Source organism: Actinacidiphila alni (assembly GCF_900112845.1).
Classification (GTDB): Bacteria; Actinomycetota; Actinomycetes; order Streptomycetales; family Streptomycetaceae; genus Actinacidiphila; species Actinacidiphila alni.
In genome coordinates, this window is record NZ_FONG01000029.1 from 1 (window position 1) to 24434 (window position 24434).

17 protein-coding genes and 3 pseudogenes are annotated in these 24434 nt (G+C 72.4%); 8 read left to right on the plus strand and 12 right to left on the minus strand.

What is annotated here, in order from left to right; translation table 11 throughout:
- Both BM076_RS32490 and BM076_RS32495 read right to left on the minus strand, forming a co-directional pair.
- A pseudogene (locus BM076_RS32490) lies at nucleotides 1–541 on the minus strand (IS5 family transposase); the annotation flags it as partial.
- Between the two features lie 189 nt (nucleotides 542–730).
- Nucleotides 731–1405 (minus strand): TetR/AcrR family transcriptional regulator, encoded by a 675-nt coding sequence (locus BM076_RS32495; RefSeq protein WP_177246729.1) that lies wholly within the window; start codon nucleotides 1403–1405, stop codon nucleotides 731–733.
- A gap of 128 nt (nucleotides 1406–1533) precedes the next feature.
- Here BM076_RS32495 and BM076_RS32500 point away from each other — a divergent pair, with 128 nt between their 5' ends.
- A complete protein-coding gene (locus tag BM076_RS32500; protein WP_093717356.1) occupies nucleotides 1534–3750 on the plus strand; it encodes an MMPL family transporter in 2217 nt (738 codons plus the stop codon).
- Between the two features lie 133 nt (nucleotides 3751–3883).
- Entirely contained in the window at nucleotides 3884–4651 is a 768-nt protein-coding gene (locus BM076_RS32505) for an alpha/beta fold hydrolase (RefSeq protein WP_093717357.1), read from the plus strand.
- On the opposite strand, the gene BM076_RS32510 is transcribed toward BM076_RS32505, so the two are convergent.
- Nucleotides 4644–5633 (minus strand): thaumatin family protein, encoded by a 990-nt coding sequence (locus BM076_RS32510; protein WP_245796598.1) that lies wholly within the window; start codon nucleotides 5631–5633, stop codon nucleotides 4644–4646. The genes BM076_RS32505 and BM076_RS32510 overlap by 8 nt on opposite strands.
- 88 nt (nucleotides 5634–5721) lie before the next feature.
- Complete coding sequence (locus BM076_RS32515; RefSeq protein WP_093717358.1) at nucleotides 5722–6303, minus strand: HD domain-containing protein; 582 nt, start codon at nucleotides 6301–6303, stop codon at nucleotides 5722–5724.
- Between the two features lie 292 nt (nucleotides 6304–6595).
- Between BM076_RS32515 and BM076_RS32520 the strand changes: the two genes are divergently transcribed.
- Nucleotides 6596–7552 (plus strand): IS481 family transposase, encoded by a 957-nt coding sequence (locus BM076_RS32520; protein ID WP_107417010.1) that lies wholly within the window; start codon nucleotides 6596–6598, stop codon nucleotides 7550–7552.
- Between the two features lie 159 nt (nucleotides 7553–7711).
- Nucleotides 7712–10084 carry an FUSC family protein gene (locus BM076_RS32525; protein ID WP_245796599.1) on the plus strand — a complete coding sequence of 791 codons (2373 nt, stop codon included), beginning with the start codon at nucleotides 7712–7714 and terminating at the stop codon, nucleotides 10082–10084.
- Between the two features lie 69 nt (nucleotides 10085–10153).
- Here BM076_RS32525 and BM076_RS32530 read toward each other — a convergent pair whose 3' ends face one another.
- The 4 genes and pseudogenes from BM076_RS32530 to BM076_RS38420 form a co-directional block, all read right to left on the minus strand.
- The gene (locus BM076_RS32530; protein WP_093717360.1) at nucleotides 10154–11377 is read right to left on the minus strand and encodes a cytochrome P450; all 1224 of its coding nucleotides are present in this window, start codon (nucleotides 11375–11377) and stop codon (nucleotides 10154–10156) included.
- Between the two features lie 145 nt (nucleotides 11378–11522).
- The gene (locus tag BM076_RS32535; RefSeq protein WP_093717361.1) at nucleotides 11523–11825 is read right to left on the minus strand and encodes a DUF1330 domain-containing protein; all 303 of its coding nucleotides are present in this window, start codon (nucleotides 11823–11825) and stop codon (nucleotides 11523–11525) included.
- Between the two features lie 167 nt (nucleotides 11826–11992).
- A pseudogene (locus tag BM076_RS32540) lies at nucleotides 11993–14218 on the minus strand (family 78 glycoside hydrolase catalytic domain); the annotation flags it as partial.
- A 582-nt stretch (nucleotides 14219–14800) separates the two neighbouring features.
- Nucleotides 14801–15307 (minus strand): annotated as a pseudogene (locus tag BM076_RS38420) (glycoside hydrolase family 78 protein); the annotation flags it as partial.
- Between the two features lie 227 nt (nucleotides 15308–15534).
- Between BM076_RS38420 and BM076_RS32545 the strand changes: the two are divergent.
- From BM076_RS32545 to BM076_RS38240, 3 genes are all read left to right on the plus strand, one after another.
- The gene (locus BM076_RS32545) at nucleotides 15535–15981 is read left to right on the plus strand and encodes a GNAT family N-acetyltransferase (protein ID WP_245796600.1); all 447 of its coding nucleotides are present in this window, start codon (nucleotides 15535–15537) and stop codon (nucleotides 15979–15981) included.
- A gap of 193 nt (nucleotides 15982–16174) precedes the next feature.
- Nucleotides 16175–16708 carry a hypothetical protein gene (locus BM076_RS32550; protein WP_143120706.1) on the plus strand — a complete coding sequence of 178 codons (534 nt, stop codon included), beginning with the start codon at nucleotides 16175–16177 and terminating at the stop codon, nucleotides 16706–16708.
- Nucleotides 16709–16849: 141 nt separating this feature from the next.
- Nucleotides 16850–18304, plus strand: coding sequence for a class I SAM-dependent methyltransferase (locus tag BM076_RS38240; protein WP_322936895.1), 1455 nt, complete (start codon nucleotides 16850–16852; stop codon nucleotides 18302–18304).
- 105 nt (nucleotides 18305–18409) lie between these two features.
- Here BM076_RS38240 and BM076_RS32565 read toward each other — a convergent pair whose 3' ends face one another.
- From BM076_RS32565 to BM076_RS32575, 3 genes are all read right to left on the minus strand, one after another.
- On the minus strand, nucleotides 18410–19384 hold the full coding sequence (locus tag BM076_RS32565; protein ID WP_093717366.1) for an aldo/keto reductase: 975 nt from the start codon (nucleotides 19382–19384) through the stop codon (nucleotides 18410–18412).
- Nucleotides 19385–19603: 219 nt separating this feature from the next.
- Complete coding sequence (locus BM076_RS32570; RefSeq protein ID WP_093717367.1) at nucleotides 19604–20290, minus strand: response regulator; 687 nt, start codon at nucleotides 20288–20290, stop codon at nucleotides 19604–19606.
- On the minus strand, nucleotides 20287–21975 hold the full coding sequence (locus BM076_RS32575; protein WP_093717410.1) for a sensor histidine kinase: 1689 nt from the start codon (nucleotides 21973–21975) through the stop codon (nucleotides 20287–20289). The genes BM076_RS32570 and BM076_RS32575 overlap by 4 nt, the downstream gene beginning before the upstream one ends.
- 135 nt (nucleotides 21976–22110) lie before the next feature.
- Between BM076_RS32575 and BM076_RS32580 the strand changes: the two genes are divergently transcribed.
- Entirely contained in the window at nucleotides 22111–23499 is a 1389-nt protein-coding gene (locus tag BM076_RS32580) for a cation:dicarboxylate symporter family transporter (protein WP_218160139.1), read from the plus strand.
- Nucleotides 23500–23606: 107 nt separating this feature from the next.
- Here the strand turns inward: BM076_RS32580 and BM076_RS32585 are convergent, their stop codons facing one another.
- Nucleotides 23607–24287, minus strand: coding sequence for an NAD(P)-dependent oxidoreductase (locus BM076_RS32585; RefSeq protein ID WP_093717369.1), 681 nt, complete (start codon nucleotides 24285–24287; stop codon nucleotides 23607–23609).
- Between the last annotated feature and the right edge of the window lie 147 nt (nucleotides 24288–24434).

The following is a 24434-nucleotide window of genomic DNA, read 5'->3' on the forward strand; positions in this document are numbered from 1 at the left end:
GTCCTGGGGCGGCCGGTCGGTCTGGGCACCCGTAAGCGGATCATGACCTGCTCGAATGCGGGTGCGTCTGCGGCCTGGCCCGGTGTGATGACGAACGCGAGCGGGCGGCAGTTGCCGTCCGTAACGAGGTGGATCTTGGTGGTCAGTCCGCCGCGGGACCGTCCGAGGGCATGGTCGGCAGGCTCGCCGGCCGGGGCCCCTTTTGACGGGCCCCGGCCGCGTGCTGATGGGCGCGGACGATCGTGGAGTCGACCGCGACGACCCAGTCGAGGTCGCCTTCGGCATCGGCCTGGGCCAGCAGTGCGGTGAAGACCTTCTCCCAGGTGCCGTCCGCGGCCCACATCCGCAGCCGGTTGTGGGCGCCCTTCCACGATCCGAAGTGCTCGGGCAGGTCCGTCCACGGTGTGCCGGTGCGGTACTTGAACGCGATCGCGTCGATCACCTGCCGGTGATCCCGCCACCGCCCACCCCGCCGAGGCGTCCGATCAGGCAGCAACGGCTCGATCCTCGCCCACTGCGCATCAGTCAACGACACACCCAGACCAACGATCCGATGATCTGAAAGAAACGCCCTAGCCCGCTGAATGGCGTCGTCGGGCACCCGCCCGACCGGGCGCCGAGCCGCCCACGGGGCCGCGCACCCGCACCACCGGGGTGCGCGGCCCCATCCGTGTCTGCTGCGTCCGCCGCATCCGTGTTCACCCCATCCGCATCCGCGGCCCTCGCCGCGTCAGTCCTGGGCGCAGAGCCCCTGGACGAGCGTCTCCAGCACGTTCTCCACGGAGGCCGCCAGTGCCTCGCCCCGGAGCATGGCCAGCGGCCCGTCGATCACCAGGATGGCCAGGCCGTGCACGCCCGACCAGGCGGCGACCTCCGCGCCGGGCCGCCGCCTCGGCGACATCCGGCCGGTGGCCACCAGGTCGTCCAGGACGGTGGAGAGCATGTCGAACGAGCTGAAATTGTCGTTGTCGTCGCGCGTCGGCTGTCCGGTCTCGGCGTCCATGGGCATCGCGATCCGGCAGAAGGCGGTGCGGAACATGCCCGGCTCGGCGAAGGCGAAGCGCAGATAGCCGCGGCCCACCGCCTTGGTGCGCTCCACGGCCGCCGCGCCGGGATCGGCCTCGGCGCGGGCCGAGCCCGCCGCGGCCCCCGAGGCCGCGATCTCCGCGCGCATCGCGACCGCGAGCGCGTCCTGGCCGTGGGACTTCACCGCGAACAGCAGGTCGCCCTGCCCGGCGAAGTGCCGGTAGGCCGCGGTCGGTGACACGCCGACCCGGCGCGCGGCCTCGCGCAGCACCACCGCCTCGGGGCCGCCGGCGGTCGCCAGATCGATCGCGGCGCCGACCAGCGCGTTGCGCAGGTCCCCGTGGTGGTAGCCGTCCTTGCGGCCTTTGATCGTCTCCATGCCCCTATGGTGCCCCATTCTCCCGACCGATGTTGACGGGGTTAACTTCGGCTGCCATGGTGGATGTTAACGCCGTGCACATGGCGCGGCGCCGATTGCCTCGCAAGCAGTGGCGGAGGGGTACCACCATGTTCAGCACGATCCTGCGACTGGCCCTGAACAGAACCCGGCTGGTGCTCGTCCTGAGCGCCGTCGTCGTGGTCGTCATGGCCGCGGTCGGCTTCGGGGCGTTCGGCAAGCTCCAAGGCGGCGGCTTCGACGACCCGGGCGCGCCCTCCAGCCGCGCCAAGACCCTCATCGACCGGGAGTTCGGCGGCGCCTCCGACCTCGTGCTGCTGGTGACACCCGACAACGGCGGCCCCGACACGCCCGCCGCCGCGCGGGCCGGCCGTACGCTGACCGCCGCGCTCAAGGGCGAGCCGACGGTCGACAACGTCGTGTCGTACTGGGACCACCCCGGTCCCGCGCTCGCCTCCAAGGACGGCACCAAGGCCCTGGTCCTGGCACACGTCAAGGGCGGCGACAACGACATCGCGGACCGTGCCAAGACCCTCGTCGGCCGCTACACCGGCGACCGCGGCGCCGTCGACGTGCGCGCGGGCGGCGCCGCGGCCGTCAACAACGACGTCAACTCCCAGGTCACCAAAGACCTCGCCCTGGCCGAGTCGATCGCCGTGCCGATCACGATGATCCTGCTGGTGCTCGCCTTCGGCAGCCTCGTCGCGGCCCTGCTGCCCCTGGTCATCGGTCTGATCGCGGTCGTCGGCACCTTCGCCGAGCTGTACGTCCTCGGCAGCGTCACCGACGTCTCCGTCTTCGCCGTCAACATCACCACCGCGCTCGGCCTCGGCCTGGGCATCGACTACGCCCTGCTGATGGTCAACCGCTTCCGGGAGAATCTCGCCGCCGGGCACGAGGTCCCGGACGCGCTGCGCCGCACCCTGCGCACCGCGGGCCGCACCATCGCCTTCTCCGCCGGCACCGTCGCCGCCGCGCTCGCCGCGCTGCTGGTCTTCCCGCAGTTCTTCCTGCGCTCCTTCGCCTACGCGGGCATCGGCGTCGTGGTGATCGCCGCCCTCGCCGCGCTCATCGTCATCCCCGCCCTGCTCGCGGCGCTCGGCCACCGGGTCAACGCCGGCCGGCTGCCCTGGTCCAGCACCGTCCGCAGCTCCGACGCGCCGCTGTGGGGCCGCATGGCGAGCACCGTGATGCGGCGCCCCGCGATCACCGCGCTGCCCGCCGCGGCCGTCCTGCTGGTCCTGGCGAGCCCGCTGCTCGGCGTCACCTTCGGCAGCCCCGACGAGCGCGTCCTGCCCGAGAGCGCGCAGAGCCGCTCGGTCGCGCAGACCCTCGACCGGGAATTCCCCGGCGACGACTCCGGCGCGATCCAGGTCGTCACCACCGGGCCCGCCGCCAACGGCCCGCTCGACGGCTACGCCACCGCCGTCTCCAAGCTGCCCGGTGTCCAGCGCGTCACCGCCAGCACCGGCACCTACACCGACGGCGCCCGCGCCGCCGCCGGACCCGAGGCCGCCGCCCTGTCCCGGCCCACCGCACAGCGGCTGACCGTCGTGCAGGAGCCGGGCCTCGGCTCCGGCGACTCCCAGAAGCTGGTCCGGGAGGTCCGCGCGGTCGCGGCCCCGGCCGGCACCCACACCCTGGTCGGCGGCACCGACGCCGAACTCGTCGACTCCAAGCACGCCATCGGCAGCCGGCTGCCACTGGCGATCGGCCTGGTCGCCGTCACCACCTTCGTCCTGCTCTTCCTGTTCACCGGCAGCGTCGTCCAGCCGCTGCGCGCCCTCGTCCTTAACGGCCTCAGCCTCTGCGCGGCGATCGGCGCCATGGTGTGGATCTTCCAGGACGGCCATCTGACCGGACTGCTCGGCTTCACCCCGATGCCGATGGACACCTCGATGACGGTGCTGATGTTCTGCGTCGCCTTCGGCCTGTCCATGGACTACGAGGTCTTCGTCACCAGCCGCATCAAGGAACTCCACGACCAGGGCGCCGACACCGAGGCCGCGGTCAGCGGCGGCCTGTCCCGTACCGGACGGCTGGTCACCATGGCCGCCGCGCTCCTGGCCGTCAGCTTCTTCGCCTTCGGCACCGGCAAGGTCAGCTTCATCCAGATGTTCGGCCTCGGCAGCGGCCTGGCCATCCTCATCGACGCCGTCGCCGTCCGCGGCATCCTCGTGCCCGCCGCCATGCGGCTGCTCGGCCGCGCCGCCTGGTACGCGCCGCCCGCGCTGCGGTGCCTGCACGGCAAGGCCGGCCTGAGCGACGCGGACGACGAACAGGAGCCGCCCGTACGGCAGGAGCCGCACCCCACCGCGGCCCGCTGAAGCCCTGTCGCACCGCGTGGGGCGGCGCCCGGCAGGCACCGGCGCCGCCCCACGCGCGATGATCGCCCGCAGCGGAACCGCGCAGGGCGAAATTCGGAGGGCAAAGCACGGCGCCCTGCGTAGGGTCGGCGGGATGACGCTCTCTTACGACACGGCGGGGGACGGCCCCGCACTCCTGCTGCTGCACGCCGGAATCTGCGACCGCCGGATGTGGGACCCGCAATGGCGGCCCCTGGCCGACGCCGGATACCAGGTGATCCGCTGCGATCTGCGCGGCTTCGGCGAGACCCCCGCGCCGGACGGTCCGTACAACAACGCCGACGACGTGGTCGCGCTGCTCGACGCGCTCGGCATCGAGCGGGCCGCGCTGATCGGCGCCTCCTACGGCGGCAAGACGTCGCTGGAGATCGCCGCCCGCAGGCCCGACCGGGTGAGCGCCTTGGCGCTGCTGTGCGCGGGCTCCGACAGCCACGAACCCTCCGACGCCCTGGTCGCACTCGGCGAGCGCGAGGAGGCGCTGGTGGAGGCCGGAGACCTCGACGCGGCCCTCCAGCTGATGGTCGACAGCTGGATCGGCCCCGAAGGCGACGACACCGTCCGCGAGGCCGTACACGTCATGCAGCGCCGCGCCTACGAGGTGCAGCTCGCCGCCGGCGACGTCGCCCAACTGCGGCCCCCGTACGAGCTGTCGGCGATCACCGCGCCGACGCTCGCCGTCTCCGGCGGCCAGGACATCGAGGACTTCCGGCGGATCGCCGAGGGCCTGCCCGCGCGGCTCGCCGACGCCCGGCACCTCGAACTGCCGTGGGCCGGCCATCTGCCGAGCATGGAACGGCCTGCCGAGGTCACCGAGCTGCTGACCGCCTTCCTGGGGGAGCGGCTCGCACCGGCCGTCAGGTGACGCCGAAGGTCACCCGATAGTCGCACCGCCCCTTGCACGCCATCGTGGCCGCGTCGTCGAAGGCGTACGAATACGCGTACGGCGCGGCCTTCTTGAACACCTGCGTGTAGTCGACGGGCCATTTCGACGGCACACACTTGTCCCGGCCCGCCCAGGCGCCGCGGCAGCAGTAGGTGTCACCGCCGAAGGCCGCACACGGCGGCATGCACCCGACGACCCGGCCGCCCTTGGTGGCGCGCATCGCGGCCGGACAGTCCACGGGCTTGGTGCAGGCGCCCTTGTAACAGCCGGTCGGGCTCACCGGGTCGGCCGTGACGGTGTGCGAGATGTTGATGTACATCGGCAGATTGGCGCCGTCGACCATGCTGACGTCGTAGAAGTCGAGACCGGCATAGGCGTCGAAGGTGAACTCGCCCAGTGTGGTGGGCGGGTTGGCTCCCGAGCAGTGCGCCGTGCAGTCACCGGTCAGACAGTCACCGCCGCCGCCCGACGTACAGCCCGTACGCCCCCAGATCCGGCCGCCCCAGGTGTTGCCGACCGTGAGCGAGGTGCTCTGCCCGGGCCGCAGCTCGCGCCCGTCCGGATACGCGGACGTGTTGCTGACGATCGCCCACACCGTCTCCTGCGTACGGTTCACCACCGTGATCGTCCGCCCGCCGCCGGTGCCCGACGCGGGCGGCGCGGTGGCCGCCGGTGCCTTCGCCGGTGCTTTCGTCGTGGGCCGGTGCGACGGGGGAGCGGTGTGCGGCCGGGCCGAACGGCTCGCGGTGGTGGACGGCGTCGCGGCCGTGGGGGAGGGCGCCGCCGTGCCGGTCGGTGACGGCGACGCGGCGCCGGTGGTACGGGCCACGGCCTCGGTGCTCGCCGCGCCGTCCGTGCCGGGCGAGGACGGCCAGAAGTACACCGTCCCGGCGGCGACCAGCGCGATCACCACCAGCCCCCACCAGCCCCGTACGGACTTCGTCCGCCGTCTGCGTCCCATCGTGCCGTCCTCCCGCCGTGCGTCGGTACACGTGGGAGACCCCGCGGGGCCCGGCCGGATAACACAAAGCGGGCCGGGCCTCCGGTCGTCAGCCGCGCCGGACCGCGTGCCCGAACTCGGCGGCCAGGGAGTCCAGTTCGGGTTCGCCGAATTCGGCGACCAGATCCTTGAACGCCACGACCTTGTCAGGACCGAACCGCGCGACACGCTCGGCGTACGCGGCGGTGTCCAGGAACTTCGGCGGATTCGACTTGGAGTGGAATTTGTCCGCGTACATCACCAGCCGCTCCTCGACGGACCCGGCCACGTAGTCGCCCGGCGGGATCGGCAGGTGCTGCCGCTCGATGTCCGCACGGGTCAGACCGACCCCGGTGTGGCACGAGGCGAAACGGCACAGCGGCTCGGACAGCCCCTCGGCGCGCAGCAGTTCATGACCGAGCACACCGTGCCTGATGTACGCGCCGTCACCGACCCGGTAGACGCCGATGTCGTGCAGGAGCGCGCCGGTCTCGACCAGCCGGACGTCGACCGGAAGCGGGTAGCGGTCCGCCAGCTCCAGGGCGATCCGCGCGACGATCTCGCAGTGCGTACGGACGATGTCCAGGGATTCGTGGGTCGGAGCGTACTTCTCGTGCAGCGCGCGCACGCTCTCGGCAGAGGGAAGATTCACCAGCGCAGCCTAGGGCGTGTCCGCAATGTCGCGCCTGGCCGGCGGCGCCTGGCACGCACGCTCGCTGCGTTGTCGGGCTCGTCCGAGTAGGCCCACTACGAGGACGACCCTCCGCCTTGCGATCGCACGCACCAGACACCGCCGGCCCCGCCCTGCGGGCGGACGCCGCGACATTGCGGACACGGCCTAGGTGTATTGATCACGAGCGTTGTTGACACGTGCCGGTGCTTGATCATGGCGAAGACCTCCGGTGTGGTGGAGCTGTCTAGGACTGCACCGCACGGAGGTCTTCATGTCCCACCGTAATGCCCGGCTGACCGTTCACGGCAGACGGATCCTTGTTGGGCGTGTCCGTTCGGGCCGTCCGGTCGCGCATGTCGCAGCAGAGATGGGCATCTCGCGGACCACGGCCCACAAATGGGTCAGGCGCTGGCTGGCGGAGGGCGATGCGGGTCTGCACGACCGCTCCAGCCGACCGCACAGGACACCGCATCGCACTCCGGCCACGGTGGAGGCCCGCGTGTGCGAGCTGCGCCAGGCCCGCAAACTCGGCCCCGCCCGGATCGGCCCGATCCTGGGCATGCCCGCCTCCACCGTGCACCGCGTCCTGACCCGCCACGCACTGAACCGCCTGGCCTTCATGGACCGGCCCACAGGCGAGATCATCCGCCGCTACGAACGTGACCGGCCCGGAGAACTGATCCACATCGACGTCAAGAAACTCGGGCGGATCCCCGACGGCGGCGGCTGGCGCACCCGCGGCCGCCAGGCCACCCGGAACGAGAAACAGCACGTCGGCTTCGACTACATCCACTCCGCCGTCGACGACCACACCCGCCTGGCCTACAGCGAGATCCACCCCGACGAGAAGGCCGCCACCTGCACCGGCTTCCTCCGCCGCGCAGCGGCCTTCTTCGCCACCGCCGGCATCACCCGCATCGAGCGCGTCCTGACCGACAACGCCTGGTCCTACCGCAAAAGCACCCTGTTCAAGCAGGCACTGGCCGACCTCGGCGCGACCGGAAAACTCACCCGCGCCTACCGCCCCCAGACCAACGGCAAGGTCGAACGCTTCAACCGCACCCTGCTCGACGAATGGGCCTACCAACGGCCCTACACCAGCAACGAACAGCGGACCGCAGCCCTGGCAGACTTCCTCCACACCTACAACCACCACCACAGCCACACCGCACTCAGCGGCCAGCCACCCATCACCCGCGTCAACAACCCTGCGAGCCAATACACCTAGGCCGTGCCGCGCGGATGCTGCCGCCCGGACCGTGCCGGGCGCGCGGCGCCGCGCCACCGTGCGCCCGGGGGCTGCCGCGGGCGGCCGTCGGTGCCATGCTCTGCTGATGACCATCGACCCGGCCCGCACCCGGCGCCCCCGACGACAGGAGACACCGCCGTGGTGAACGTCCTGACCTGGCTGCGCACCCGTGACGCGGACCTGTCGGCGCTGCGCCGCGCCGCGCGCGCCGCCATCGTCATGCCCGCGCTGTTCGCCCTCGGCGACAAGGTGATCGGCAATCCGACCATCGCCACCTTCGCTTCCTTCGGCGCGCTGTCCGGACTGCTCTTCGTCGACTTCAGCGGCGCCATGGCCCAGCGGCTCGCGGCGCAGGCCGGCCTGGTGGCGGCGGGCGCGGCGCTGGTGTGCGTCGGGACGCTTGCCTCGCAGAAGGCATGGCTGGCGGTCGTGGCGACGCTGGTCGTCGGTTTCCTCGTGCTGTTCGCCGGAGTCGTCAGCTCCGTGCTCGCGAGCGCTTCCACCGCGCTGCTCGTCGCCTTCGTCCTGCCGGTGACCCTGCCCGCGCCGGTGAGCCAGCTGCCGGACCGGCTCGCGGGCTGGCTGCTGGCCGGCGCGTGCACGGTGTTCGCCGTCGGAGTGCTGTGGCCGGCGCCGCGCCGCGAACCGCTGCGGCTGGCCACCGCGCACGCGTGCGCACTGCTCGCGCGGCGGCTGCGGGCCGAGGTCGACTGCGTGCGCGGCGGCTTCGGCCCGGTCGGCGCGGCCGAGTACAAAGCGCTGGCCGACGAGGCGCGCGCCGCGGTCGCGCGGCTGCGCACCTCTTTCTTCGGCGCGCCCTACCGCCCCACCGGCCTGTCCACCTCCGCGCGCACCCTGGTGCGGCTGGTCGACCAGATCGTCTGGCTGGACGCGATCCTGGAGCGGATGCCGCTGGAGCAGGAGCCGGGCCCGACCGACGCCGTGGTGTGCGACGTGAAGATCGCCGCGGCCGTCCTGCTCGAACACGGCGCGGACACCCTGGAGTCGGTCGCCGACGACGCCGGACGGCTGGAGAGCGATCTGCGGCGCCTGGAAGAGGTCCGCGAGGCGATGGAGGCTGCCGTCACCGGCGACCTCCCGCTGCACCGCCCGCGCCGCCGGCCCGCCGCGGGAAACGACACGCCCGGTACGGCCGGCGCGTCTTCCGATGACGGCGGGGACGACACGCCCGACGCGATGGCGGGCATCCTCGGCTCCCTCGAACCCAGCTTCCGCGCCCAGGAGATGAGCTTCGCCATCTCCGCCATGGCCACGAACATCGGCCTCACCGTCGCCGCCCGCCGCCGTAGCTGGTGGGACCACGTCATCGGCCGCCAGCCCGCCGGCGTGTCGTCCCCGCTCGCCTCCGCGCAGGAACGCGCCGGGGCACATGTCGAACCGCACTCGGTGTGGCTGCACAACAGCGTGCGCGGCGCGATCGCCCTCGCCCTGGCCGTCCTGCTCGCGGAGTCCACCGGGGTCCAGCACTCCTTCTGGGTCGTCCTCGGCACCCTCGCCGTGCTCCGCTCCAACGCCCTGAGCACCGGCCAGAACGCGCTGCGCGGCCTGCTCGGCACCGGCATCGGCTTCATCATCGGCGGCGGCATCGTCTACGCCGTCGGCACCCACACCACCGCACTGTGGGTGCTGCTGCCCTTCGCCGTCGCCTTCGCCGGTCTCGCGCCCGCCGCCTTCTCCTTCGCCGCAGGACAGGCCGGATTCACCACCGTCCTGCTGATCCTCTACAACATCATCGAACCGGAGGGCTGGCGGATCGGCCTGGTCCGCGTCGAGGATGTCGCCATCGGCTGCGCCGTCTCCCTGGTGGCCGGCGCGCTGTTCTGGCCGCGCGGCGCGGGACCCGCGCTCAGCCAGGCGCTGGCCGACGCCTTCGCCGACGGCGCCCGCTACCTGCGCGGCGCCATCGAGTACGGCGTCGCCCGCTGCGACGCCTCGCTGCCGTCACCCGCCCGGCCCGAGGACGAACGGCGGCGCGCCGCCGCCGCGTCCCGCCGTCTCGACGACGCCTTCCGGGGCTTCCTCGCCGAGCGCGGCACCAAGCACATCCCGCTGGCCGACGTCACGACACTGGTCACCGGGGTCGCGGCGCTGCGGCTGACCGCCGACGCCATCCAGGACCTGTGGGCGCGCGAGACCGTGCTGTCCGACGAGGACAGGACCGCGGCCCGCGGCGAGATCCTGTGGGCGGGCACCTTGCTGGTCGACTGGTACGAGGCCACCGCGCGGGCGCTGGCCGGCTCCGGCGCGGTCCCGGAGCGGATCGCCCACAGCGCGGAGTCCGACCGGCGGCTGCTCGACGCCGTACGCCGCGACCTGACCGCCGACGACGGGCGCGGCACCTCCACGGCCGTCAAGATGATCTGGACCTTCGACCACATCGACGCCGCCCGCCGCCTCCAGGCCGCGCTGCTGCGCCCGGCACGCGCGGCGGCGGGCCTGCACCGCACCCGCCGCACACTCCGGCCGTGGACCCGCCCGGAGCCGGCCTGAGCCGTACGCCGTACGGCCTCCCGTGCCGGTCCGGGCCGGCCGATGCCCCGCGGCTCACCCCCGTATGTGTCAGCCCGCCGCGGGCGTCAGGCTCAGGTCCAGCCGCAGCGGCCCGCGGACGAACACCCCGGCGTCCGCGGCCGGGGTGCCGTCGGCGAAGTCCATCTCCGTGAAGGCGTCGAGGAGTTGATTGGCGCCGACCTCCACCTCGGTCTTCGCCAGCAGCGCCCCCACGCAGAAGTGCCGGCCGAGCGCGAAGGCCAGGTGGTCGGCGGCCGCGCTGAAGGCATTGGCGGTGGTGAGGTCGGCGCGGTGGATGTCGAAGGTGTCGGGCCGCGCGTAGTGCGTGCCGTCCCGGTTGGCCGCGCCGATCAGACAGGTCACCGTGGCGCCCGCCGGGATCGTGCCGCCGTCGAGGGGCACGTCCTCGGCGGTCTGCCGCATGATCATCTGCAACGGGGGAGTGAACCGCAGCGACTCCGCGAAGGCCGCGGGCACCAGCGACCGGTCCGCCCGTACCGCTTCGAGCTGGTCGGGGTGGGCCAGCAGATTGCGGAACATGCCCGCGATCGCCTTGTCAGTGGTCTCGCCGCCCGCCGACAGCAGCAGGCTCACGAAGGACGTGATGTCCTGGTCGGTCATCACGGTGCCGTCGATCTCCGCGGTGCACAGCGACGACAGCAGATCCGTACCCGGCTCGTCCCGCCGCCGGTGGATCACCGGCAGCAGATACGCGGCCAGCTCCCGGCTCGCGCGCATCCCCGCCTCGGCGACCTCCGGGTCCTGGGACAGATTGGCGAAGAAGCCGACGACGGCGGCGTACCAGGCGTGGAAGCGGTCGTGCTCGGTGCGGTCCAGGCCGAGCATGTCGACGATGACATTGACCGGGAACCTCGTCGCGAACTCGTCCACCAGATCGGCCCGCCGCGCGTCCCGGAAGCGGTCGATCAGCTCGCGCGCGTTGCGCTCGATCACCGGCAGGAATTTCTCCCGCAGTTCGCGGCCGCGGAAGGCCGGCGCCACCAGCGCCCGGTGGACCGCGTGCTCCCGCCCGCTCATCTGGACGATCGTCCGGCCGCCGTGCACCGGCTCCAACTGCCAGTCGTAGTTGTCGGTGGTGAACACCGGGTCGCGGAAGGCGCGTTCGACGTCGTCGTAACGCGACAGCAGCCAGCTCGCGGTGCCCTCGTGGAACACCACCGGATAGTGCTCCCGCAGAACGCGGTACGCCGGATACGGGTCGGCCGCGAACTGCGGCGAGAGGATGTCGGGCGGCTCAGGAACGACGGTCACGGTACGTCCTCGGCTTCCTGCTCACGACGCGCTGCGGGCGGGCGTACCCGACGGTAGAGCACCCCGACCGGCCGGACCTAGGCGCTTTCCCGCCCCGTACCGCACCCGCACGCGGCCCGGGCCACGCGCGGGTGCGGCCGCGACGTCAGACGATCTCGCCCAGCCCGGGCAGGATCGTGACGCGCCGTATCATCGCCCGCTCGGCGATCTCCTTGCCCGGCGCGTACGTGTCCGAGTCGTGCCAGGCACGGGCCTTCTCGACGCTGTCGAACGCCAGCAGGGTGTAGCCCTTGGTGCCGTCCCAACTGCCTTCGAGTGCCTCGGCCTTCGCATTGACCGCCAGGTAGTCGCCGCCGAATTCGGCCACCGCCTTCTGACCGATCTCCCGGTATTCCGCCAGGGCACTCATGTCGGTCACTTCGATTTCCAGCAGGACATATGCGGTCATCTGCGGTCTCCCCGAATTCAACTGCGATTTACGCCCCGCGGTGTGTGCCGCGTGGGCGCGGATCCCTCATGATCCGCGCCCAGCATGCCGACTGCGGGCCGGCCGCGCAATGGCCCAATGCCCTTACCGCGAGCCGGAATTGGCGTGAATTCGCCGGTGCCTCCGATTCACTTCCCGGCGGTGAAGCGCCACGTGCCGGAACCGACCTCGTACACCGCGACCTTGCCGTCGGTCCGCACCGGCCGCGCGCCGTGCGTGGCCGTGACGTGCGGGTGACCGGCGCCGGCCAGCGGCACCTCGACCGTCGCGGTGGTGCCGACTGGTACGGAGACGGTGAGGTCGAACCGCCTGCCGGTGTCCGTCCAGGCGCTGGCCACCGCGCCCTTCGGCGTGTCGATCGACGCGGACACCGCCCGCAATCCGCCGGGTGGCCGCGGCGCGATCGTCACCGTCCGGTAGCCGGCTCCCGTCGGCCGGATCCCGGCCAGCGTGGTGTACAGCGAGGCGTTGATGCCGGCGAACATCGCGTGGTCATGGGTCTCCATGCTGGAGCGGTACGTCCACTCCTCCCACGAGGTGGTCGCGCCCTGCCCGATCTCGTAGCCGAAGCCGGGATAGGTCCGCTGGTCCAGCACGGTCATGGCGACATCGGTGCGTCCGACGGCGGCGAGCGCGTCCATCAGGTAGCGGGTGCCGAAGATGCCGGTGTCCAGATGCCCGCCGTCCTTGGTCATGATGGTGTCGACCAGCTGGCGGCCGACCGCCGCGACCTTGTCGGCGGGCACCATCCCGAAGGCCATCGGCAGCACGCTGGTGGTCTGGCGGCCGTCGCCGTAGGTGTCGCCGGCCGCGTTGAGGAAGCGGGAGTTGAAGGCGTCCTTGATGTCCCCGGCCAGCTCCTCGTAGTGCGCGGCGTCCGCGCTCTCGCCCAGCGCCGTCGCGGACTTGGCGACGTCCACCGCCTGGAGGTACATCAGCGCGGTGTTCACCACCGACACCTCGCTCTGGCAGGCGCCCGCGCTCGGACTGCCCAGACCGCCGTTGGCGTTGGAACTGCGGTCCGGCGGGCACCAGTCGCCGAAGCCCTTGTTCTCCGGCCAGATGTGGTCCGGCTGCATCGCGGCGTCCTTGTCCACGAAGTCCTTCATGGCCGGATACGTCGCCGCCAGCGTGGCCTTGTCGCCGTAGTTCTCGTACAGCGTCCACGCCAGCGTGACCGGATTGCCGTCCATGTCCGGCCGCACCGCGTTGCCCTCGTCATTGGGCAGCGCCGCGCCGGGCGGCAGGTCCTGGAGGTACTTGGCGTAGTAGCGGTCCATGCCGAATTCCCGGGTGGACGCGTCGTGATACGCCTGTACGTCCATGCCGGGCGGTGTCCGCTCGTCGCGTACCGGATTGTCGGTGGGCGTGCTCATCGAATTGTTGAGGATCGTCCAGCGGTTGTTCTGCCAGATCTTGTTGAGCAGCGCGTCGGACGAGGAGAAGGTCCCGGTGGAGGCCACGTCGGCGTGCACCACCCGCGCGTCCAGGCTCGCCGCCGTCGGCCTGCCCGGGAAGCCGGTGACCTCGACGTAGCGGAAGCCGTGATAGGTGAACCGGGGCTCGTACGTCTCCTGCCGGCCCGTGCCCGCCAGGGTGTACGTGTCGGTGGACGCCGCCGACCTGTTGGTGACCGTGTCCAGCATTCCGTCCGCGCCGATCTCCTCGGCGGTGCGCATCTTCACTGCGGTGCCGGCCGCGCCCTCGACCCGCAGCCGTTCCCAGCCCGCGATGTTCTGCCCGAAGTCGTAGACGTACACACCGGGCCTGGGCTGCTTGACGCTCACCGGACGCAGCGTGCCGGTCACCCGCAGCGGCGGCATCGTGTCCGCGACGAGCTTCTGCGACGGCGCCGTCGCCTTCTTCACCGGCTGCCAGCCGGTGTCGTCGTACCTCGGGCGGTCCCAACCGGCTTTGTCCAGCGTGGCGTTGTAGTTCTCCCCGGCATAGATGTCATTGCCGGTGATCGCGCCGGTCGACCACTTCCATGAGTCGTCGCTGACGACCTTCTGCCGGGTGCCGTCGGCGTAGTCGACATCGAGCAGCACCACGGCCTGCTTCTGCCCCGTCCAGCGGAAACCGTACGGGTTGAACCGCGGCCCGTAGCCGTTCCCGAGCCACATGCCGACGGTGTTGGCGCCTCTCTTCAGCGCGCCGGTGATGTCGTAGGTCGCGTACAGATTGCGCTGGTCGTACGGCGTGTTGGCGGGCGCGAGCACCCGGTCGCCGACCTTGGCGCCGTTGAGGTGCAGCTCGTAGAAGCCGAGACCGTAGACGTACGCCCTGGCCCTCGCGACCTTCTTACCGCCGAGGGTGAAGGAGTGGCGCAGCATCGGCGCGGCCGGGTCGGGGTCGAGCAGCGTCGGGTCGCCCTTCGGCTCCAACTGGCCGTCGGTGACGGCAGTGTCGGGGAAGAGCGGGTCGGGGGAGGCGTCGAAGGCGTCGGAGAACAGCGTCTTCCCGTCCGGGCCGCGCACGGTGACGTTGTCGTACAGCGCGTCCTCGCCGACACCATTGGTGGTCGAGGTGCGGAAGCCCAACGTGCCCTCGGCGAAGGTGCCGTCGGTGCGGGAGTCGACCTGGGTGCCGTCGACCGATGTGGTGATGCGGTCGCCCTCGGTCCTGATGGTCAGGTGGTGCGGCGCGTTGAGATTCGCCGAGGTGATCACCGGACTGAGGTCGACCTCGCCGAGATTGCTGAAGGAGCCGTCCTTCTGTACATGCGGGCGCAGCAGGATCTTCCCCGGTGTGGAGGCGGAGTTGATCTGCCACATGTAGTAATTGCGGCTGTCCTTCACCCGGAACAGCACGCTCGCCGCTGCCGCCTTGACGGTGAAGTCCGTGTCCAGGGTGAAGTCCGACCAGGAGTATGCCGCGCCGGTGTCCGGGGCGATCCACTGGGCGCCCTGCCAGTCGGCGTCGCCGAGCAGCCCCATCTCCCAGCGCGCGACCGGGCTCCAGGCCGACGCGTGGCCTCGCGCGTCCCGGACCTGCACCTTCCAGTAGTACGTCCGGCCCGACTCCGGCGCGGGTCCGCCGTACGGCACCGCCGTCGAGTCGGCACCGGCGACCTGCCCGCTGTCCCACACGTCGGCGTGGCCCGGTGCCAGCCTGTCGGGGGTGGTCGCCACCAGGATCCGGTACCCGGTCTGCCGCTGGCCGTTGGCCGAGGCGCGCAGCTGCCAGCCGAGCGCCGGGTGGGTGTCGTCGGTCCCGAGCGGATCGGTGGTGGCGTCGGTCGTGAGGTGCGCGACCGTCAGGCCGCCACCGGCCGCGGCCTGCGCGACCGACCCGCTCCCGACGGTCGCGGCGCCGAGCGTCAGACCGGTCACCAGCGTCGCGACGCCGACACGGTAGGACAGCCGCTCGCGCAGCTTCGTCCGCGGATTTCTTCGCACACGACCGGGCATGGGACTCCCAACACCATGAGTGAAACGTTTCATTTCCGAAAGGCGTGTGCACCGTATGAGCGTTGCCTGTGAGGCGTCAATACTTCTGACATCGTCGGCCAATGCCGTACCGGACGCCGGGCGGAGAGTGAAAGACGTTTCAACGGCGGGCGTCCGTACGGCGACGGGCTGACCGCCCCCGCGGTCCGACCGCGTGCCCGGCGATCCGGCCCGCGCCGTGCCGGACCGTCGGCCGCCCGGCCACTGCCATGATCGGGTCCATGGAATTCCGAGTGGCCGTAGAAGAAGACCTGCCCGCGATCGTCGCCCTGCTGGAACACGAGGACACCGCGGTCGATCCGCGGACCGTCGCGGTCGGCGCGGCGTACGCCCGGGCCTTCGCCGCGGTGGCGGCGGATGACCGCAACGAATTCGTCGTCATCGACGACGGGACCGGCACCGTGCTCGGCTGCCTCCAACTGACCTACATCCCCGGACTCGGCCGGCAAGGACAGGAACGCGCGTTGATCGAGGCGGTGCGGGTGCACCCGGACCGGCGCGGCGCCGGGCTCGGCCGGGAATTCCTCACCTGGGCCATTGACCGGGCGCGCGCCCGCGGCTGCACCCTGGTCCAGCTCACCAGCCGGAAGCACCGCACGGCCGCCCACCGCTTCTACGCCGCGCTCGGCTTCGAGGCCACGCACGACGGGTTCAAACTGCCGCTGTGAGACCGGACGCGGCTGTCGTACGGGCGAGCGGTTCCGTACGTCCGCCGACGGGTGGGTCCGTACGGCTTGCCGCCGTCCGTCCGATGACGACTCGATACGCCTCTTTGTCACGGTCCGGCAACGGTGCGGCACAGGTGGCGTACGGGGTGCAATGCTCCCGTTCTCCGCACTGAGCGAAGCTTTGGGGGCCATTGTGCCGAAACGATCACATCCGCCGAGCCCGCCGCGCCTACCGAGCCCGTCCGCCCGCCGGTGGCGCGCCGCGACGGCCGCCGCCGCGCTGGCGGTGCTGGCGGGCGGTTCGCTGGCGGCCTGCGGCAGCGACGCGAAGGCGTCCGACGCCGGTGCGGACGCGGTGGCCACCACGCCCACGACGATGCCCGCCTGGTACGCCGCGGGCGGCGGCACCCATATGACGACGGTCTCCCGCGACACCACGACGGTCGACGACGACGCGTCCGCCAAGGACACCACCAGTCTCGGCACCGACTGCGTGACGCTGCTGACCGACGTCCAGGCCGCGCAGATCTTCGCGCCCGCCCCCGACGCCGACACCCAGCAGCACTGGTCGGACGCGCTGGACCGGCTCGCCCAGTCCGCCGCCGACTGCCGGGACGGCGTGACCCGCTCCGACTCCGCCCTGATCGCGAAGGCCGCCAAGGAGCGCCGCGCGGGCAGCACCGAGCTGAACCAGGCCATGAAGAGCGCCGCCGCGCTCAGCGGCTGACCCCGCCCGGGCGCGGGTCGGGGCCGAATACGCGGGTACCCGGACCGGCCGGTGCGGACGTGATGCCGGCGGGCACGGCCTGAGCCGCACACGCCGGGACCCGGACCCGAAGCGGCGGCGAGAGCGGAGAGGCGGGCCCCGATGCCCGAAGGCTGGCAGTGGGACGAGACGCTCTTCCTGGGCTCGGCGCCCTACTACCGGCGTGGCCGCCTGCCGTACGCGCCGGGCCTCGCCGACGCCGTGGCGCGGGAGCTGGCGCTCGACGGCCGGGGCCGGCTGCTGGACGTGGGCTGCGGCCCCGGCACGGTCGCGCTCGACCTCGTGGAGCACTTCGCCGAGGCCGTCGGGGTGGACCCGGACGCCGGCATGCTCGCCGAGGCGCGCCGCGAGGCCGCGGCCCGGGACGTGGCGGACCGCACCCGCTGGGTCCGGGCCCGCGCCGAGGAACTGCCGCTTGGGCTCGGCACGTTCACCGCCGTGACCTTCGGCCAGTCCTTCCACTGGATGGACCGCGACCGGGTCGCGCGGACCGTCCTCGACATGCTCGAACCGGGCGGCGCCTTCCTCCGTATCGCCGACCCCAAGGGCGAACGCCTCGGCACCGAGGGCCTGCCGTACCCCGCCGTCCCCTACGCCGCGATCGAACGCCTGATCACCGGCCACCTCGGCCCGGGGCGGCGGGCCGGGCAGGGCGTGCTGCGGCACGGGACACCCGGCGACGAGGCCACTGTGCTCGCCCGCAACGGCTACGGCCCGCCGCGCCGGCTCGTCGTCCGTGGCGGGGAACCGCTGGAACGCGACAGCGACACCGTCGCGGCCTGGGTCTTCTCGCTGTCCTACGCGGCGCCCCACCTGTTCGGCGACCGTCTCGCGGACTTCACGGCCGACCTCGACCGGCTGCTGGCGAAGACCTCGCGCGACCGACGGTTCTCCGAGCGGCTGCCGAGCACCGAGGTGCTCCTCTGGCGCAAAGCGCCGCCGTCGCACCGGCACCGGGGGGAGCGGCGATCGTCCCAGGTGAGGACATCCGCGGTGTCGCGGTTCCGCCCCGGCGCCGGGCCCGGTTACGGTGGGTGCATGAACGGACCGCGGCGGGCGAAGAGCGGGGCGGAGCGGACTGGTGACGCGGCCCGCGCCGAACGGCTCAAGGAGATCGAGGCCGAGTCGGAGGCGGCGGACGAGGACGCCAGGCTGCACCCGGCCAAGCGGCTCGTGCTGGGCATCGTCGGCGGAGTCCTCGTTTTGGTCGGCGTTGTGCTGCTGGTGCTGCCGGGACCTGGCATGCTGCTCGTGCTGGCCGGCCTGATCCTGCTCTCCCGCGCCATCCCCGCCGTGTCCCGCTTCGTCGAACCGGTCCGCGAGCAGGCGATGCTCGGTGCGGAGGCGAGTGTCGCCAACGGCTGGCGGATCGCCGGCTCCGTGCTCGCCGGGCTCGGCCTGATCGCCGCGGGCATCGTCTGGGGCCTGCGGGCTCTGTCCTGGCTGCCGTTCCCCGGTTGGAGCACCGGATCGAGCCTCATCCTGTCCGGCCTTGTGATCTTCGCCCTGCTCATCTGGAGCTACCGGCGCGTGCACGGCCCGCACCGGCAGGAGTGAACAGCCGGTGCCGGCAACGGTGGTGATGGAGCGTCACTCCCACCGCCGGCGCCTTTCCCACGGCCGGCGCCGATCCCCTCGCAGGCATCAATCCGGTGGCCCGCGTCAGTTCCACGGCAGGCGCGAGCGGAAGTCCCAGTACGCCTCGGGCGTCTGCGCCAACTCCGTCTGCGCGGCCTCCAGTCCGGTCCCGTCGAGCCGTACGTCCGTGGCGCGCAGATTGGCGGTGAGCTGTTCGCGGGTCGCCGCGCCCGACAGCACCACGTCCACCCACGGCCGGGCGAGCACCGCGGCCAGCGCGACGGCGTCGTAGGACACGCCCGCCGCCGCGGCGACCGGGCCGAGCACGGCATCGAGCGGCGGACCGGGCGCCGCCAGCCGCCCGTTGGCCATCGCCTCCTTGACGATCACGGTACGGCCCGCCGCGTGCGCCTCCGCCAGGGCGGGACCCGCCGACGGCTCCAGCAGATTCCAGGTGGACTGGATGCTGCCGAACAGCGGACGGCCGTCCACTTCTACGCCGAGCGCGGCGCGGATCGCCTCGCCCTGCCGCGGCCCGCTGGTCGAGATGCCCACCGTCACGCCCCGCGCGGCGAGTTCGGCGAGCCTGCGGTGCAGCGCGGGATCGGTGAGCGCGGGACTGCCGGGCGTCACCGAGTGCACCTGGTAGAGGTCGAGCCGGTCGCCGAGCAGCGCGCGGGTCTCGGCGAGCTGCCGGTCGTAGGTGGCGACGCCGTGGTCCTTGACCTCGTGCGTGTCGGCGTCGACCCGCCAGCCCGCGGTGTAGGTGTAGCCCCACTTGCTGCCCACGACGATGCCGGGCCGGTCACCGCCCTCCTCCAGCCACTGCGCGAGGAATTCCTCGGCCCGCCCGTAGGACCGCGCCGCGTCGAAGTAGCGGACCCCGTGGGCGGAGGCGTGGTCGAGCACGTCGTGCGTCCGCCGCCGCATCGCCGCCACGTCACGGCCCGGCGGCAGATCCCGGTCCCGGCCGAGATTGATGTAACCGGGCCGCCCGAGCGCGGCCAGACCGAGCCCGATCCGGTGGGAGGTGCCGGTGAGCGGCGACGGGGTGACCATGACGGTGGCTCCTGACGTTCGGCGGCCGGCCGCCGCGGGCGCACGGCCGGGGTACGGCGGCTGCGGGCGCGTACGGCCCCGGGCGCCGCCCGCCCGGACACCGGGGCCGGCGCGCACCGGTCACCGGCCCGCGTGATCACCGTACGACGCGCGCCGCCGCACCCGGCGACCGGCACGGCTGGGGCTGGCGGCGTACGGCGCCGGCACGCGCGGGTCCCGCTACGTCTTCGTCCCGTCCGACCAGCGGTAGCACAGCTCGGGCCGCCCCACCTGCCCGTACTGCGGGCTGCGCACCGCGCGGCCGGTGTCGACCAGATGCTCCAGATAGCGCCGCGCGGTGATCCGGGAGACGCCCGCCTCCCGGGCCGCGACCGCCGCCGAGAGCCCGTCGCCCGAGGCGGCCCGCAGAGCCGCCGTCACCGCTTCGAGCGTCGGCCCGCTCAGCCCCTTCGGCAGGGCCGAGGTCTGCGGGCCGCGCAGCGCGCCGAGCATCCGGTCCACCTCGGCCTGCCCCGACGCCTCGCCGCCCGCCGCGTCGTCGCGGTAACGCGCCCACAGCTCCAGCCGGTCACGCAGCGCCGGAAAGGTGAACGGCTTCAGCAGATACTGCACGACCCCGAGCGAGACCGCCTGCCGCACCACCGCCAGGTCCCGCGCCGAGGTCACCGCCACCACATCGGCGCCGTGCCCCGCGCTGCGCATCCGCCGTACGAGATCGAGGCCGTGGCCGTCCGGCAGGTGCAGGTCGAGCAGCACCAGATCGACCGGCCGCCGCTCCAGCAGCCGCAGCGCGGCGCCCCCGGTGTGCACCACGGCGCCCACCTCGAAACCGGGCAGCCGCTCGACGTACATGCGGTGCGCGTCGGCCGCCACCGGGTCGTCCTCGACCACCAGCACACTGATCACGCCGGAGCCTCCTGCCGCAGCGGCAGCCGTACGGTGAACCGCGCGCCGCCGCCCGGGGCGCGGTCGAGATCGACGGTGCCGCCCGCCCGCCGCGCCGCCTGCTCCACCAGGGCGAGACCGAGGCCGTGGCCCTCGCTCTTGGTCGTCCAGCCGCGCCGGAAGACCTCCTCGATGGCGGCCGGATCGACGCCCCGCCCTGAATCGGTGACCCTCAGCAGCAATTCGTCCTCCTCGGCCCTGGCCCGCACGGTGACCGACGGACGGCTGCCGCCGCGGGCGGCGCCCTCTATCGCCGCGTCGATCGCGTTGTCCATCAGATTGCCCAGCACCGTCACCAGATCGCGCGCGGCGAGTGCGGGCGGCAGCACCCCGTCGTCTATCCGGCTGTCCTCGGTGACGGTCAACTCCACGCCCCGCTCGTGGGCTTCGGCGGCCTTGCCCAGCAGCAGCGCGGCCAGTACCGGCTCGCCGACCGCCGCCACCACCCGGTCGGTCAGCGCCTGCGCCAACTCCAGTTCCGACGTGGCGAATTCCACCGCCTCCTGCGCGCGGCCCAGTTCGATCAGCGACACCACGGTGTGCAGCCGGTTCGACGACTCGTGCGCCTGCGACCGCAGCGCCTCGGCGAAACCGCGCACCGAGTCCAACTCCCCGGTCAGCGCCTGGAGGTCGGTACGGTCGCGGAGCGTCACCACGGTGCCGCGGCGCTCGCCGCCGCGCACCGGCGAGGTGTTGACCACCACGACCCGCTCCGAGGTCAGATGCACCTCGTCAAGACGCGGCTCCGACGCCAGCAGCGCCCCGGTCAGCGACGCGGGCAGGCCGAGCGCGTCCACGAAGCGGCCGACGACGTCCTGTTCGCCCAGGCTCAGCAGGTCGCGCGCCGCGTCGTTGCACAGCGCCACCCGCCGGTCGGCGTCCAGCAGGATCAGCCCCTCGCGCACCGCGTGCAGCGTGGCCTGGTGGTAGTCGTACATCCGGCTCAGCTCGGTCGCGGCCATGCCGTGGGTGTGCCGCCGCAGCCGCCGGTTCGCCACATAGGTGCCGAGGCCGCCGACCGCGAGCGCGCCGAGCGCCACCAGCACCAGCACGGTGAGCTGGGCGCGCACCTCCCGGCTGATGGTGTCGACCTTGATGCCGATGCTCACCAGCGCGACGACCCGGCCGCCCGACATCACCGGCGTCACCACCCGCACCGACGGGCCGAGGGTGCCGGTGTAGGTCTCGGTGAAGGTGCGGCCGCGCAGCGCGGGCGCGATGTGGCCGAGGAAGTGCTCGCCGATCCGCGACTTGTCGGGATGCGTCCAGCGGATGCCGTGGGTGTCCATGATCGTCACGAAGTCCACGCCCGCGTCCGCGGTGACCCGCTCGGCGTACGGCTCCAGGGTGCGGCTGGGATCGGCGGACGCCGCGGCGCGGACCACCGTGTCGGAGTCGGCGACGGCGGTGGCCGCCGCGACCACCCGGTCACGGGCCGCGTCCTCGGCCCGGCCGCCGGCGTTGACGTACGCCAGCACCGCGCAGCCAGCGACGACCAGCGCGACGATCACCACCTGCACCGCGAAGAGCTGGCCGGCCAGGCTGCGCGGCCGGGTACGGGTCAGGGCGCGGTCACGGCGCGGCCCGTCGGCGGCGCGGGACCCGGCCGCCGGATCCGTACCGTTGGCTCTCGGGATGCTCGGCATGACCACAGTGTGCACGCGATCGCGCGAACTCAATGAACGCAAACGTGACCTGCCTCACTCGCCGCGCGCATAGTCACCGGGACCTGTCCGATCGTGGGCGCTCGGGACGGCGCCCACGGACCGAGGGAGACGAAGGTGTCAGCCCAGGCCCCCCACGACGCCACGAGCCGTCGCGACCGTACCCATTACCTCTATCTCGCCGTGATCCTGGCGACCGTCGCCGGCGCTGTGCTGGGTCTGACCGCGCCCGGCGTGGCCGTCGAACTCAAGCCGATGGGCGACGGCTTCGTCAGCCTGATCAAGATGATGATCTCGCCGATCATCTTCTGCACCCTGGTGCTCGGCATCGGCTCCGTCCGCAACGCCGCGAAGGTCGGCAAGGTCGGCGGCCTGGCGCTCGGCTACTTCGTGGCGATGTCGTTCGTCGCGCTGGCCATCGGCCTGCTCGTCGGCAACATCCTGCACCCCGGCAGCGGCCTGCACCTGACCGAGACCATGAAGCACGTCGGCCACACGCAGGCCGCCAACGCGCCCGCCGACGGCGTCGACTTCGTCCTCGGCATCATCCCGACCACCCTGGTGTCCGCCTTCACCGACGGCGAGGTGCTGCAGACCCTGCTGGTGGCGCTGCTCGTCGGCTTCGCGCTCCAGGTCATGGGGCCGGTCGGAGCGCCGGTGCTGCGCGGCATCGGGCACATCCAGAAGCTGGTCTTCCGGGTGCTGTCCATGATCATGTGGGCCGCCCCGATCGGCGCCTTCGGCGCCATCGCGGCCGTCGTCGGCTCCGCGGGCATGGACGCGATCAAGGCGCTGGCCACCATCATGTTCGGCTTCTACATCACCTGCCTGCTCTTCGTCGCGGTCGTGCTCGGCGCGGTGCTGTGGGCGTTCGCCCGGGTCAATCTCTGGCACCTGCTGCGCTATCTGGCCAGGGAATTCCTGCTGATCGTCTCCACGTCGTCCTCGGAGTCCGCGCTGCCCCGGCTGATCGCCAAGATGGAGCACCTCGGCGTGAGCCGGCCCGTCGTCGGCATCACCGTGCCGACCGGCTACTCCTTCAACCTCGACGGCACGATGATCTATCTGACGATGGCGTCGCTGTTCATCGCCGACGCGCTGGACCAGCCGCTCTCCATCGGCCAGCAGATTTCCTTGCTGCTGTTCATGATGGTCGCCTCCAAGGGTGCCGCGGGGGTGTCCGGTTCCGGTATGGCCGTCCTGGCCAGCGGGCTCCAGTCGCACCGGCCCGCGCTGGTGGACGGCATCGGCCTGATCGTCGGCATCGACCGCTTCATGAGCGAGGCCCGCGCCGTCACCAACTTCGCGGGAAACGCGGTGGCGACCGTCCTGATCGGTACGTGGACGGGCGAGTTCGACCGCGACCGCGCCAAGCAGGTGTTCGCCGGTGACCTGCCCTTCGACGAGTCGACGCTCGCCGACGAGGACGAGGCCGCGCAGCCGTCGGCAGTGCCCGGTCAGCCCGCGCCCGAGGGCGTCACCGGCAAGCAGCCCGCCGCCATCTGACCGCGCGTCACCCCCTGATCGGCCCCGCCGGAGGTCCCCCCCTTCCGGCGGGGCCCGCGCGGTCCCCGTCCCGTGTCCCGGACGGTCGTCCTCCCGGGCGGTGGCGGTCAGCGGGCGAGCTGCACGGTGGCGTGCGGATGGGCGCGGCCGGTGGTCTCGGCGAGCATGAAGTGGGCGACGTCGGCGCGGGAGATCCGGGGGACGCCGTGCAGCGACAGGCGGGCGCCGACGCGGTAGCGTCCGGTGAGCGGCCCACCGACCAGCATCACCGGATACACCAGCGTCCAGTCGAGATCGGTGGCCCGCAGGATCTTCTCGCCGGCCGCCTTGTCGGCGAACATCCGGCCGAGCGCCTTGTAGACCGCCCAGTAGACGACCGGCGCCTGGTCGGCGGTGTCGCCGACGCCGTGCGCGGACAGGTGGACGATCCGCTCGACCCCGGCCTCCCGCATCGCCCGGACGATCAGCGGCATCGCCCGCACCGTGAGGTCGGGGGAGACCACGCCGTGCCAGGTGGTCGGGCTGCCGAAGGCGGTGAGCACGGCGTCCTGCCCCTCGACCGCCGCCCGTACCGCGTCCTGATCCGCCGTCACCTCGCCGCGGGCCACCCGCAGCCGCGGATGCGGCGGCGGCGCGGTCGCGCGGGGCCGGACGAAGGCGGTGATCTCATGGCCCGCGGCCAGGCCCTGCGCGACGAGCTGCTGTCCGGTCCTGCCGTTCGCCCCGAACACCAGCAGTTTCATCGCGGCCTCCCACCGGGCGGTCGGCGCGCGGACCGCGCCGGGCACGAATACATCTCCATCCAAACAGACGGGCCCGGCCGCCGCGGCCCGGTGGCGGCGTTCGGTACGCCTACGTCCACCAGGAGACAGTTATACGTAAATTCCCGTAGCGTGTAGGCTATTTGCGGGATCCGATCGAGTTGATACTTTCCC

Coding starts and splice junctions, on each gene's coding strand:
- BM076_RS32495 (WP_177246729.1), bottom strand. CDS start 1,405: ATGGAGACGATCAAAGGCCGCAAGGACGGCTACCACCACGGGGACCTG.
- BM076_RS32500 (WP_093717356.1), top strand. CDS start 1,534: ATGTTCAGCACGATCCTGCGACTGGCCCTGAACAGAACCCGGCTGGTG.
- BM076_RS32505 (WP_093717357.1), top strand. CDS start 3,884: ATGACGCTCTCTTACGACACGGCGGGGGACGGCCCCGCACTCCTGCTG.
- BM076_RS32510 (WP_245796598.1), bottom strand. CDS start 5,633: ATGGGACGCAGACGGCGGACGAAGTCCGTACGGGGCTGGTGGGGGCTG.
- BM076_RS32520 (WP_107417010.1), top strand. CDS start 6,596: ATGTCCCACCGTAATGCCCGGCTGACCGTTCACGGCAGACGGATCCTT.
- BM076_RS32535 (WP_093717361.1), bottom strand. CDS start 11,825: ATGACCGCATATGTCCTGCTGGAAATCGAAGTGACCGACATGAGTGCC.
- BM076_RS32545 (WP_245796600.1), top strand. CDS start 15,535: ATGGAATTCCGAGTGGCCGTAGAAGAAGACCTGCCCGCGATCGTCGCC.
- BM076_RS38240 (WP_322936895.1), top strand. CDS start 16,850: ATGCCCGAAGGCTGGCAGTGGGACGAGACGCTCTTCCTGGGCTCGGCG.
- BM076_RS32565 (WP_093717366.1), bottom strand. CDS start 19,384: ATGGTCACCCCGTCGCCGCTCACCGGCACCTCCCACCGGATCGGGCTC.
- BM076_RS32575 (WP_093717410.1), bottom strand. CDS start 21,975: ATGCCGAGCATCCCGAGAGCCAACGGTACGGATCCGGCGGCCGGGTCC.